Source organism: Zavarzinella formosa DSM 19928, assembly GCF_000255705.1.
In the GTDB taxonomy this organism is placed as follows: Bacteria; Planctomycetota; Planctomycetia; order Gemmatales; family Gemmataceae; genus Zavarzinella; species Zavarzinella formosa.
Window position 1 is genome coordinate 267394 of record NZ_JH636439.1, and the last position, 13096, is coordinate 280489.

The window sequence follows — 13096 nt, forward strand, 5'->3', positions numbered from 1 at the left end:
CCCCGCCGGACCCTCCTTTTTCTCGGGAGACACTTCCTTGTTCCGAATCAACATGGGCCGCACCGGCCAATACTGCGATGGTCATTCCCGCCGGTCGTTTCTGCAACTCGGCGTCGCCGGGATGGCTTCCATTGGCCTGCCGCAGTTGCTGCAAGCCCGTGAGGAATCGGCCAAATCCCTTGGCGGCAAGAAGGACACCCGCTGTATTCTCCTCTGGCTCGACGGCGGCCCCGGCCACATGGACATGTACGACATGAAGCCGGACGCCCCGGCTGAGTATCGGGGGTTATGGAAACCGATCAAGAGCAAGGTTCCCGGTTTCGATGTGACGGAACTATACCCGAAACAGGCCCGGATCACGGACAAGTTTTCGATGGTCCGCTCCCTGCATCACGACACGGGGGACCACTTCGCGGGGGCGCACCGGATGCTCACCACGAAGGACATGGGCGTCAGCGGGGCGAAAAACGAGCAGATGTTTCCGGGCATCAGCGCCATCGTCAACCGGGAAGCCGGTTCTCGCCGCGAAGGCGTTCCGGGGCATGTGGCCGTGCCGTATGGCATGAGCGTCGGCCTCCGGCCGGGTTACTTCGGCGGCCATCTCATCGGCCAGCAACACAATCCGTTTGAGACAATCCACGATCCGGCTTCCCCGGCGTTCAAGGTTCCCAACCTGGCTCTCTCCAGCGGGCTGACCCTGAACAAACTCGACGACCGCCGTAACTTGATGAAGCACTTTGACCATGTGCAAGAACACTTGGACAGACGGCCGGACACGCAGGCCCGCAACAAATTTGCGGAGGAAGCCTACCAGTTTGTGAGCGGCCCGGCCGCCAAGTGGGCATTTGACATCTCGGCCGAAGACCCGAAACTGCGAGATCAATACGGTCGGCATCCGTGGGGCCAAAGCACGCTGCTGGCCCGAAGATTGGCCGAGGCGGGTTCGACGTTCACGTCCGTCCATTTTGGCGGGTGGGACCATCACTGGGATTTGAAGGAAAGCTACGAACGTCTGCTCCCCATCGTGGACACGGCCGTTTCTGCGTTGTTCAACGACCTTGATGACCGTGGTTTGCTCGACTCCACACTGGTGGTGTTATGCGGCGAATTTGGCCGGACCCCCCGGATGAACGACGGCGGCAACGGCGGAGCCCCGATGTCCAAGGGAACGCCTGGCCGCGATCACTGGGGCAACGCGATGTTCTGCCTCATGGGGGGCGGCGGCATCAAGGGGGGCCAAGTGATCGGCTCGACCGACCGCCTCGGAGAACGCCCCAAAGATCGGCCGCTGACGCCGTGCAACATCCACGCCACCATTTACGATGTGTTGGGGATCGACCCCAAATTGCAAGTGATGGATCCCACCGGCCGCCCGGTTAATGTCCTTGACGACCCGACACCGATTCACGAATTGTTGTAAAAATGCAAGCGATTTGTTTTGACGAACAAAAACATGGGGCTGATTTCAGCCCCATGTTTTGTTTGCGACTGTTCATTTCTTCCCAAACTTCGGCGTCAACAAGATCAGCCATTTGCCTTCGGCTTGATAAAGCGTCAACCCGTCGTTGAAAGAATGTCGCTGGTGGGAATTGCCGCCGATGAAGACCACATGGGCGACGACCCGGTCCGTTTGCTCCTCGCAAGAGCGGATGTGCAATCGCTGCGGTTCAAACTCCAAATTGCGACGATAGCTTTCCGCCAGACGGGTGAATTGCTCAAGGGGCCATTGCTTGTGATTGTCCGGATGCAGCAGGGCATAGGCTTTGGGCCAGTTCCGCCGCACGACGGCCTCGCCGTAGTCTTGAACAACCTTTTTCGCCCCGGTATCGGGCGCCGCTGGCGGCGTCGAGCTGGAGCATCCGACCAGTCCGGCCAGCAAAACAAGCCATGACCACTTTTGAGCGGCTCGCATGATCTTCAACCGTCGGGTTGGAATGTTCAAGGATAACTGCTGTCTTGGGTCAGCACGACTTTGTCCGGGTACATGTCCGGAATGGCGATTTCCCACTTCAACGACGAAACATGGCCGTCCAAATAGAGATAATTGGCCACGCCCGTGTGACGGTCGAAGGCGATCCACGGCTTGATGATGCCGGTGCCCAGCCAGATGTCGTAGTCATCCTGCCGGGGGTCTTCGTCGCTTTCGACAAGAAAGGCGTTCGCGTTTCGTTCCGAGAACGCGATAAATTGGGACGTGCCGACTTCATTGATGAAACGGTTCAGCGTCCATTGCCCGTATCGTCTGGTTTTGTGGCTCAAAAGGGAGTTCATCAAAAAGCTGGTACGATTCTCCACTCCGTCCACGATCCCGGAGTCCGTGAACGGCTTCCGCACGGACTGATCGGTGGGGCAGCGATAAATGGCTTCGCTCGGCAGGATGATGCCCTGTTTGGAAAGGTTTTCGTTTGCCTCTTGGGTTCCCCCGATGAAAGGCATGATCTTGTCTTCCCAATAAATCTCGGCGAAGGAATTGGCCCCGGCATTGTTGGAGATCACGTCGGCTTCAAAGGGGTGATGCAGGAAGAAATTTCCGCTGGTGGCATCGTAATATTGATGCACACCCAAGGCGATTTGACGCAAGTTGGACTGACATTTCATCCGGTTGGCCGCCTCGCGAATTTTCTGGACGGCGGGCAACAGCAAGCCAATCAAAATCGCGATGATGGCGATCACCACCAGCAGTTCGATCAGAGTAAACGCTGGTCGGCGCAAACGGTTTGGCATCTCAGCCTCCCGGAGAGCGGATGGCCTTCCGGGCCATCTGGCAAGGTTGTGTGTTGTGATACGAAATCAGCCGCCGTTGATCCGGCGAATCACCTTTCTCTGACGAGGCTTCGACAGGCTGTATTCGATATGTCAGCGAACGGAGCAGGGCCTCTTCAAAAGTGGCCTTGTCCCGTTTTCACCCCGACGTTAACATCCCGCGTTGGGAGTGGCACGCATGGACGCATCTGCGGCAACCGGTTTTCGTCGCTCGCCTCTTTGGCTCGTCATTTTGGCGGCCTTGGTGGCGGGGCAGGGCTGGCTTACGTTGCAATTGTTTGGCGCCGACAACTCTCTTGACCAACTCACCAACGACGCCCCGATTCTGGACGGCCGCCATCCGCTGCATTTTTACCACGGTTTGCTCGGCAACCGGGTCTGGCACGAACGGCGGGGGAACATGTGTTACGATCCGGCCTTCCAAGCCGGGTATTTGAAGACGCCGATCTTCGACGGCGGCAGTCGGCCGGCCGAGATGTTCCTGTTTCTCGGCGGCCCCTCGGCCTCCAGTTACAAAATCGGGCTGGCGATCTGCTGCCTGTTTCCGCCGCTGGCGTTTGCCCTCGCGGCCCGCGGCATCGGCCTCGGGGCAGGGGGGGCCTGTCTCACGGCACTAATCGGCGGGACGCTTTGGTGGTCCCCGGCGTGTCGGTTGCTTTTGGAAACGGGGGACATGGATCTCTTGGTCGGCGGGATTTGCATGCCGGTGTATCTGGCGTGGTTGTTTCGCTACGGGCAGACGCCCGGCCCCCTTGAATGGTCGGTGATCGCGGCTTCGTCGGCGATTGGCTGGTATGCCCAGCCCCTGTTGATGATGGTCGCGCTTCCCCTCTCGCTGCTTTATCATGTGTGGGTGTTTCGCGGCATGCGGATCGTCTGGCACATTGGCTTGTTGTTCGCCAATGCCATCGGGTTGGGCGTCAATCTCTTCTGGCTGCACGATTGGGTCACGCACATCGGCTTGTATGTGCCGTATGGCGGGGAGGAAACGCCCCCCCGATTGTGGCCCTCGACTTTCCAAAACTGGGAAGCGTTCATTCCCGCCGATCCGGTGGATTTGGGCATTGCGGTGATCGGCCTCGTGGGCTTGCTGGTGATGCTTCGCAAGCATTCGGATGCAGCGTGGCTCTTTGGCGTCGGCATTGCGTTATATGTCTCGGCGGCCGGGGCCGGGCAGTTGTGGCCGATGCTGGCGGAGTTTGGCACGCACAAAGTGATGAGCGTCGGGGTTTGGTGTTGCGCCTTGCCATGTAGTTACGCCATGATGGCTCTCGCCCGAGGGTTCTCGTCCTCCACGCAAGTGAGACCCATCGGCGCGATCTGGCTGATGATTGCCCTCGCCGGACTGGCGTGGGGACTGGACATTCCGCGACGCTGGGAGGTGATGCCGCTTCAAATCGGCCTGGGGCCGGAGCGGGAAGAGGTGGTCAAAACCATCCGCGAATCATCGACACCCGAGGGCCGCATTCTCTGGGAAGACCGGGCCGAGGGTTCCCGCCTGTACGGCTGGAGCGCCCTGCTCCCGGAATTGACACAGCGGCCGTTTCTCGGGGGGCTGACGCCGGACCAGTGCGTCGATCATCTCTACGCTCGCCTTGCGGATGGCAAGCTGATGAACCGGCCGGTCAATGAGTGGACCGACGAGGAATTGTCGCGGGTGTTCCTGCGGTACAACGTGACGCGAGTGGTTGCCTGGACATCCGACAGCCGGGCCAGATTCGGGAAGCTCAAGATCCTTCATCCGGTCGCCGAGTTGAAGGATGGCAAGGATGGCGGTGTGATGTTCGCCATCGACCGCCGACCGGGCTACTTCCTCAAGGGAAGCGGAATCATCACCCAAATGGATTGGAAGCGGGTGGCCCTTGCCGACTTGAAACCGGACGCCAACGGCGTCGTGGTGTTGAGTCTCCACCACCATCATCAATGGCGGGTGACCCCCGGCTATGTGGTGATTGAAAAAGATGTCGATGTGCATGACCCGATTCCGATGATCCGGCTGCGATTGCCGGACCCGGTCGCCCGCGTGACCTTGACGTGGCAGGGGCATTGAGGCCGCCGCCACGAGCGAACTTTATTCTTCGTCGTTGACAATCTCTCCGCCGTTGCGGGTAATCATCTCTTTGGCCATCTTGGGCGTCTTTCTGAAGAATCGCACCGAGCCATCGCAGTAGGCCACGTTGAAGCCGCCTTGGAAGAAATTGCCGAGCTTGGGAAGTTCCTTCTTCGGGTCAAATTCAAAATCGTCCGGCTTGGCCCACGGCACGCTTTCCTCGGCCTCAACCACCATCCATGTGTTGGAGGTGCCGTCCGTGATATCGGCAATCCGCGTTCCCTTCAACAAATCGAAGAAGGCGCCGTTGCCCACGAATGACCGATAATTGGTGTGGCCGGGTTTTTGGTTCTTGAGGCCGGGCAGCATGTAAGCGCTGATGTTCACTTTGGAAAACTGGATGTTGTTCTCGCTGTCCCAAGGCTCGTCCATTTTGAATTTCTGATACAAATTGTTTTGCTCGATATACGGGAGAATAACCACGCGCCAGCTCAGCAGCGGCTTGCCTTTTTTGTCCACAATGGCCGCCGGGGGGAAGGCTCCGTTGGCCGATTCATAATTGTGCAAGGCGAGCGCGATTTGTTTGAGGTTGTTGGCCGATTTTGTCCGGTTGGCCGCCTGGCGGATTTTGCCAACGGCCGGGGCAAGCATGCTGACCCCGAGGGCGCCGGTCCCGAGGACGGTTTTGAACTGCGGCGGCAACGGCTGGCTCAGGGCCAATGTGGTTCCGGAGCGTTTCACCGGCTTGGAGTTCAGGGTGTCTTCCGCGTGTTGCAAGGCCCCGAGGCCGAGCAGGCTGCCGACGGCTTCCGGCAAGTCTTCAATCTTGCCGGGTTTGCCGTCCCCGGTCACTTTTCCCATCAGTTGCTTGCGACTGTCCTTGATGAGTTCCAAGGCCATCGCTGTTCCCGCGACGATGGCCTTTTCAGCGTCATCCGTCGATTTCGCATCCGGGTAGCTCACGCTGGCGTTCAAGTGGCCGTCCCCTTCCATGTCCATCGACAGAGAGATGGCATTGGCCATGAGCAATGGTCGCAGCGGTTCCGGAATATCTTGAGCCATTCGTTCCCGGCGTTCCGGCGGAAGCGGCTCCAAGGATACCCCCAACACGACGGGATCTTTGGTGTTGTTCGCCCGGTTGAGGGTCACCCGTTGTGGTCCTTCGGATTTCACGTCCTTGGTGTCACACATTTGTTGGATGCCTTCCGTCATGCCAAAGGCGATGATGGTCGGGGAAATGAAGCGGACGGCGATGTAACCATCCTCGTCCGTCATGAATTCGGCGAACTTGCCTTTCTTCGTCACCACCTTGTCCGCAAATTGCTTGAGGAATTTCTTCTGGTCAAGCGGTTCCGTGAGGGAGAGGATGCCGACGAATTTCAAATCCTCCGGCCCGTTCTCCAGGTTGGTGATGGGGGCATAAACCGTGATCCGGTCCACGGTGGAAAGCACGGGGACAAAGCGTTTGTCAAAGGCGGCGATGGCGTCCGTTCCCGCTTTGGAATAAATCATCCGCACGTCTTTGAGGGCGTCGCTCTTCCACAAATCCGCGAGTTTCACATGCGCGACGACAAAGGCATCAGCCGGCACCAAGGCGAGGTCCGGGGCGAGCGGGACCGTCGCTTTCTGCTGGGCGATGGCCGGCAAACCGCCAAGGAGGGCGGCGAGCAAAGCCAGTGATCGGAACATGGGATCTCCGTTTCGGTGGTTGGTCGGGGGGTTGTCCGATTTGACACAAAGTGAACCCGGATTCCAAGAAGGGAATCCGGGCTGGCGGCAACATTACTCGTCGTTGGTCACTTCCCCGCCATCGCGAGTGATGCGTTCTTTCGTCATGGCTGGCGGCTTTTTGTAAAATCGCACCGAACCATCACCCATCAATACGTTGAAGCCGCCTTGGAAGAATTTGCCGAATTTGGGGAGTTCCTTCTTTGGGTCAAATTCAAAGTCATCCGGCTTGGACCACGGCACGCTCTCTTCGCCCTCGACCACCATCCACGTGTTGGACAATCCGTCGGTGATTTGGGCAAACGTCGTCCCTTTCACCAAGTCAAACATGGCCCCGTTGCCGTGGAACACCCGATAGTTGGTGTGCCCCGGCTTTTGGTTCTTCTGGCCGGGGATCATGTAGGTTTTGATGTTTATCTGGGTCAGTTTCAGGTTGTGTTCGCTGTCCCAAGGCTCATCGAGCTTGAATTGGTTGTACAAGGCTTGTTGCTCGATGTATGGCAGAATCGCCACGCGCCAGCTCAGCAGCGGCTTGCCTTTTTTGTCCACGATGGCGGCCGGGGGAAGGGCGCCGTTGGCGTCGTGGTAGCTGTGCAGGGCCAACCCGATTTGCTTGAGGTTGTTCTGCCCCTGCGCCCGTTGGGCCGACGCCCGGATGTTGCCCACGGCCGGGGCCATCATGCTGGCCCCGAGGGCACCGGCCCCAAGGATTGTCTTAAACTGTGGCGGCAGCGGCTGACTCATGGCCAGCGTCGTTCCCGACCTCTTGACCGGCTTGGTCTTCAGGATGTCTTCCGCATGTTGCAAGGCGCCGAGGCCGAGCAGACTGGCGGCGGCTTCCGGCAGGTCTTCGATCTTGCCGGGTTTGCCGTCTCCGGTCACCTTTTCCATCAGTTGCTTGCGGCCATCCTTGATGAGTTCCATCGCCATCGCCGTCCCGGCGACCAGCGCCTTTTCGGCGCCGTCCGTCAATTTCTCATCCGCGTAGCTCACGCTGGCGTGCAGGTGGCCGTCCCCCTCAAGGTCCATCGACAGGGAGATTCCGTTGGCCAAAAGCAACGGCCGGATGGGATCGGGAACCTGTTGGAGCAATTCCTCACGGGCTTCCGGCGGGATCGTTTCCAGCGACACTCCCAACACAACAGGGTCTTTGGTGTTGTTTGCTCGTTCAAGTGTCAGGCGTTGCGGCCCATCGGTCTTGACATCCTTGGTGTCGCACATCTGTTGGATGCCCTCCATCATGCCGAAGGCAATGATGGTCGGGGAGATGAACCGGACGGCGATGTAACCATCCTCGTCGGTCACAAAGTTGGCGAACTTACCTTTCTTCGTCACCACCTTGTCCGCGAATTGCTTGAGGAATTTCTTCTGGTCAAGCGGCTCGGTGAGGGAGAGGATGCCGACGAATTTCATGTCCTCCGGGCCATTTTCCAAGTTGGTCGCGGGGATGTAAATCGTCAGCCGGTCCACGGTGGAAAGCACGGGAACGAAGCGTTTGTCAAAGGCGGCAACCGCGTCGGTCCCGACTTTGGAATAGATCATCCGCACGTCTTTGAGGGCGTCGCTCTTCCACAAATCCGCGAGTTTCACATGCCCCACGGCCAGGGCATCGGCCGGCACCAAGGCGAGATCCGGAGCGAGCGGGGCCGACGCTTTCTGCTGGGCGACAGCCGACAGTCCCCCGATCAGGAGGACGAGAAGGGCCATTGGTCGGAACATGAAAAATCCTCAGTGATGTGTCGTAATGTCTGACCGTATTGCGATGGCAAAGTCAACCAAGCGAGACTTGAATTACTTCAACGCCGGAATGACGTTTCCGTCGTTCGGCTGAATCAGCCAGTGCCAGATTTTGTCTTCGACTTTCTTGCTGATGGCCCGCACCGAGCCATCGGCAAAGCTGACCTGACACACATCCTTCTCGAAGAGGAGGAATGGCAGCACCGGCTTCTTGGGATCGTATTCAATGTCCTCCGGCTTCGTCCAAGGAACGCTCTTGCTGGATTCCACAAACAGGATCGTGTTGGATGTCCCATCCGGGATTTGGGTCAGCTTGAATCCCTGCACGTTGTCGAACAAGGCTCCGTTGCCGACGAACGCCAGATAACTGGTTTCCCCTTTCTTGGGTTGCTCTTGGTAAGGCAGCACATAAACGGGGGGAATCTTGTCGATCAGCTTTTTGTTGTTGTCGCTATCCCACGGTTCGTCGAGTTTAAACTGTTTGTAGAGTTGATCCTGTTCGATGTACGGCAGGATACTGACCCGCCAGCTCAGCAGGGGCTTTCCTTTTTTGTCGCAGATTGCCGCCGAAGGGGAGATGCCATTGACGTCGTGATAGTTGTGGACGGCCAAAGCCAGTTGTTTCAGGTTGTTGGAGCTTTTCGCCCGTCCGGCGGCGGTTCGCACTCCGAGAATCCCGGCGATCACCGGCTTGAGCATCTCGGCTTTCGCGGAGACGTTCAGGCTCGCGCTGATTTCGGTATCCTTGCGAACAATCTCGGCGGCTTGGATCGACTTGTGCAATTCTTTGAGAGCCGGGAGAACCTCTTTCATCTCCTCGGGAATATTCTTTTCATTCAACGCTTCGCCCAAATTGGTGTCGGCCAGTTTCTTCAACAAACTCAAACTTCGTTCGGAGTCTTGGGCCTTGTCGCCGTTCTCGGCCGTAAAGCGGACCTTGACAGCGATCTCTTTGTCTGTGCCGATGGTCAGAAGGATGTTTTTTGATTTGAGCAAAGGCAAGAACGGTTGAAGTTCCGGTGGGGCGGCCGTGAAGATTTCATTCGGCAGGCCGCTAGGATCGAGGCCAAGCGTCAGCGTGTTGGCCGGGTCTTTGGCGGCTTTGATCGCCCCGGCGAGGGGGCCGTCGGTTGCCTTGCCCGGCCCTTTCACAAAGTCGGCCAGCAGACTTTCATGCAGCACGGTGAATTGAGTCGGGCTTGTAAGGTGCAGCCGAAACGGGCCGGCGATCTCAACCACGTCGTTCTTGATCTCGGCCTTCGGGGCTCGCAGGCCGCCTAACACTTTCGTGCGGTCGTAGGGAGTCTTGGTGACCACCTGCACGATGAACAGGGTTTCATCCCCCGGTCCGGCGGGGATCTTGGGGAAGTGGAAAGTCACCGTGTCCAATTGCTCGGGCGTCAAACCTTGGGACTTCTCCAGATCGCCAAGAATCTTTTCCAGCGGCTTGGCGAATTGCTTGCGAAGATCCTCAACCAGCGGATGATTCCACAAAACCGACGCCCGGCCGTGGATCATCACTCCCGCTTCGGGGGATACACGATCTAACGGCGAAAGCGGGGCGGCCGATGCCTGCCGTTCGGAAACGCCGGGGCAGGCGAACGCGACAGCCAGCAATCCGCACAGGCCGATGGCGCGCATCGACCGTTTGGGTGAGATATTCATGGGGAAACTCCAGACGAATCGTCTTAGACAGGAAAAAGCCATTAGCATCAAGACGCCGAACAGGTGTCTTGATTTCACCAGATCGGCCTGGGAATGTCCAACAAAAGCCGGTTGGATTCGCCGGAACTTCTCAGGTTGATTCGCCGACGTGCATTCCCCGTTGCGCGAGCAATACCGTGAGTTGATCGGCCGAGAGACGGGGTTCGTCCACCATCAGGGAGCCGAGTTCGGTGAGGATGAATTCCTCCAAATCGTCTCCGGTCCAACCCTCGGCCGTCAGTTTTTCGCCGATGGCCGAGAGGCAGCGATCCCGGAGTTTGTCCTGCTGGCGGGAGATGGTTCCCTCGTGCTTTTTGAAGAGGTGCGAAATCTCCCGCTGGCTCAGGCGGTAACGCCAGCGAAGCCCGAGCAGCAAGACTTCCTCGTCGGTCAGCGTCGCCAGCCAGTCGCGGGCGGCGATGCAAAAAGAATCATGCCAGCGGGTGTCGGTCTTCTCCGGCAAGGGCAGGGCGATGTCGTCCTCCGGGAGGGAGATCGCCCCGTGACGCGAACGTAGCTTGGAGACATGCCAGTTTTGGAAGACCCGCACCATCCACGGAGCCAGCGGGCGTTGACCGTCGTACCGGGCCATGATCGGGATCGATCCGGGGTGGTCGGTGACGATCAAATGCGACCAAAACTCGGTGACGGCCCCTTCTTGCTTTTCCTCGTCACGCGGGTAGAGCCGCATCGCGCGGGCGCGCAGGGCGTCAATCAGCAAGTTGTCGCTTCGGCCGGTTCGCATCGAAAACAGGGCTTCCCATGCCTTGCCGTCGTTTTCCAGACAGCCGCAACACATGTACCAATCGACGGCGTAAAGCGTGTTGAAATAGCCGCTCCACTCCACGGAGGTTTCGCTTTTGGCCGCGAATAACCGACGGGAGCGCTCGAGATGGTCTTGGAATTTGGGAAACGCCATCACGACGGAGGGAAGTTGCAGTCGGCAAAAATGGTACAGAAGATGGACTCGGGCGGTCGGCGGTGCGGGTTCGTCTGCCATCTTCTCGACCATCCCTTGACCACTCCCTCACGTTCGTTTTTCTTCACATGAATCAGGAGCGAGGCACGAACAGAATCAATTCCACCCGCATGGGAACCAATTTTTCCTTCTCGACGATGGGGGAAGGGTCGAAACCCTGTCCGACCGGCGTGATCTTGCGACGGGTGAACAATCCCATCTTATGGACGCCACGATCCCGCAGGAACTCCACCACCGTCTCGGACTGTTTTTTTGTCAGCGTCTTCGCGGCCGCCGGCAAAACTTCTTTGGACTTTTCATCCTCAAAAGCCGCCACCACGATCTCGGAACCTTTTTGAGTTTGCCCTCGCAACCAAGCGGCGGCTTCGTCCAAACGGGTCTTTCCCTCCGCCGTCAGGGTGGAGGTTCCCGCTTCAAAAAGCTCACTCGTCGGCCACACCACGCGGTCTTTGTCGCAATCGGGCCGGACCAGGATGGACACCGGGTCTTCAACATAACTACGGACGATCGGCAGCGACTTGATGGCCTCGGCATCCTGCTTGATGGCTGTCACCGCTTCCTGACCAGAGCGGACGAAGGTTTTGATGCCGTCCACTTCGCCGTGGATATCGTCCACGCTTTTGTCGATCTTCGTGAGCGTCTTGGTCGCATCCGTCCGCATGGAGGTCACGGATTCATCCAAGTTTTTCACCAGTTTCTTGGTGTCGGTGGCGACCGTTTTGAGGTCGTTGTAAATCGCATCGTCCTTCAGAAGTTTCGGCAGCGTTCCCTTGCCTGCGTCGATATCGGCCAGCAAACCATCCACTCGCCCGGCAATGGAATTCAGTTTGGTGGTCACTTCCGCAAGATCGGGGGTTGAGCGGGAGGTCAGCACCGGTTCGGCCAACGGCCCGGCCGAGGGTTTGCCGGGGGCAATATCCACAACGCTGGTTCCAAACAGACCCTTCGATTTGATGATCGCCGAGGCATCCGCGTAAAGGAACGGCCGATACTTGGGGTCGATTTGAAGTTCGAGTTGAACCCCCTCGCCGACATAACTTACGGCCGTCACTCGCCCGGCTTCGACGCCGCGAATCCGCACCGGGGTGCCGGGTTCGACATCGGCGGCCTCGGCGACGACCACGGAAAGCGTCTCGCCATCGTGGAACCGGTTGGAGCGTTCCGCGATGCGGAACAACCCCCACACCGCCAAGGCCAGCGTGCCTGTCACGAACACGCCGAGAATGATCGACTTCGACTGGCTGAGGGGTCGGTTCACGTGGGTGGTTTCCAAGGGGTGCGCCATTCAATCCGGATTATAACACGGACAAAAAACGGGATCGCTTGGTTATTCGTTGCCGTTTGATGAATCTGGAAAAAAAAGAAGCCGTCGATCTGGGGAGATCGACGGCCAACAGACAGGGGGAGTTTTGAAGGGGGTTTTGAAGGGGTCAGCGGTCCGCAACCGGGGGAGGTTGTCCGACTCGGCGGGGGAAGCCTTGTCGGAAAGGACCGTTTCCATCGGCTGATTCGCTTATCGGGGGAGATGAGCGATTCGGCCATTCTCATTCCTTGGGGGAAGGTCTGAGAACGAAAGTCTAGTAATGCACGACCCGTGCCAAACGCTTCTTGCTCGATAACGGATTGTTTTCAAACGATTACTGGATAAAAGATTGTGATTTTTAGGACGGTCGAAAATGATTTTTGGCCGGTTTGAGTGATTGTAAATTGTGCCCGTTGTAAATGTAACAATTCCTACGTTCACGCCGTGAGTGCAACATGATCCTCTTGAAAGTTGGCAATCTGGAGGGATTGAGCCGTGACCGGGGAAATTGCGTAGAATCGGCAGCCGAGTCAATCGCGGTGTTTCACGTCAACGGGGAATGGCACGCCATTGAAAACCGCTGCCCCCACCGGGATATCCCTTTGGACGATGGCCCGGTGATTGCCGGGGAGATCATTTGCCCGTTACACGGGGCGAGATTCGACTTGAGAACCGGAAAACACCAAAACCCGCCAGCCGAGAGCGACCTGAAAACATATCCGGTTCGGATAGTGGGGAGCGAATTGTTTGTTGTGATGGGCAAGAAAACGTAAGACTGATATTCCGACAAACAAAAAGCCCCGGCGAAATTTGCCGGGGCTTTTTTGTTTCA

Annotated in this window: 10 protein-coding genes; 3 read left to right on the forward strand and 7 right to left on the reverse strand. The window is 58.1% G+C overall.

Annotated features, from left to right (window positions below):
- Positions 1–37 precede the first annotated feature (37 nt).
- Positions 38–1420, forward strand: a complete 1383-nt coding sequence (locus BGIM_RS0102040; protein WP_052639743.1) for a DUF1501 domain-containing protein — start codon at positions 38–40, stop codon at positions 1418–1420.
- Positions 1421–1492: 72 nt separating this feature from the next.
- On the opposite strand, the gene BGIM_RS0102045 is transcribed toward BGIM_RS0102040, so the two are convergent.
- Positions 1493–1912 (reverse strand): nuclear transport factor 2 family protein, encoded by a 420-nt coding sequence (locus BGIM_RS0102045; RefSeq protein WP_029629662.1) that lies wholly within the window; start codon positions 1910–1912, stop codon positions 1493–1495.
- 26 nt (positions 1913–1938) lie between these two features.
- Complete coding sequence (locus tag BGIM_RS0102050; protein WP_020468137.1) at positions 1939–2724, reverse strand: DUF1559 family PulG-like putative transporter; 786 nt, start codon at positions 2722–2724, stop codon at positions 1939–1941.
- Between the two features lie 217 nt (positions 2725–2941).
- Here BGIM_RS0102050 and BGIM_RS0102055 point away from each other — a divergent pair, with 217 nt between their 5' ends.
- Entirely contained in the window at positions 2942–4813 is a 1872-nt protein-coding gene (locus BGIM_RS0102055) for a hypothetical protein (protein ID WP_020468138.1), read from the forward strand.
- Between the two features lie 21 nt (positions 4814–4834).
- Here BGIM_RS0102055 and BGIM_RS56815 read toward each other — a convergent pair whose 3' ends face one another.
- The 5 genes from BGIM_RS56815 to BGIM_RS0102080 all read right to left on the reverse strand — a co-directional run bounded on the left by BGIM_RS56815 (position 4835) and on the right by BGIM_RS0102080 (position 12219).
- Positions 4835–6502: a DUF1559 family PulG-like putative transporter gene (locus BGIM_RS56815; RefSeq protein WP_020468139.1), complete on the reverse strand. Its 1668-nt coding sequence runs from the start codon at positions 6500–6502 to the stop codon at positions 4835–4837.
- Between the two features lie 93 nt (positions 6503–6595).
- Positions 6596–8260 carry a DUF1559 domain-containing protein gene (locus BGIM_RS56820; protein ID WP_020468140.1) on the reverse strand — a complete coding sequence of 555 codons (1665 nt, stop codon included), beginning with the start codon at positions 8258–8260 and terminating at the stop codon, positions 6596–6598.
- Positions 8261–8332: 72 nt separating this feature from the next.
- Positions 8333–9943 (reverse strand): DUF1559 family PulG-like putative transporter, encoded by a 1611-nt coding sequence (locus BGIM_RS56825; protein WP_020468141.1) that lies wholly within the window; start codon positions 9941–9943, stop codon positions 8333–8335.
- A 130-nt stretch (positions 9944–10073) separates the two neighbouring features.
- Positions 10074–10994: a sigma-70 RNA polymerase sigma factor region 4 domain-containing protein gene (locus BGIM_RS0102075; RefSeq protein WP_020468142.1), complete on the reverse strand. Its 921-nt coding sequence runs from the start codon at positions 10992–10994 to the stop codon at positions 10074–10076.
- Positions 10995–11034: 40 nt separating this feature from the next.
- Positions 11035–12219: an MlaD family protein gene (locus tag BGIM_RS0102080; protein WP_020468143.1), complete on the reverse strand. Its 1185-nt coding sequence runs from the start codon at positions 12217–12219 to the stop codon at positions 11035–11037.
- Between the two features lie 500 nt (positions 12220–12719).
- Here BGIM_RS0102080 and BGIM_RS0102090 point away from each other — a divergent pair, with 500 nt between their 5' ends.
- On the forward strand, positions 12720–13037 hold the full coding sequence (locus BGIM_RS0102090) for a Rieske (2Fe-2S) protein (protein WP_020468145.1): 318 nt from the start codon (positions 12720–12722) through the stop codon (positions 13035–13037).
- The last annotated feature ends 59 nt before the right edge of the window (positions 13038–13096 follow it).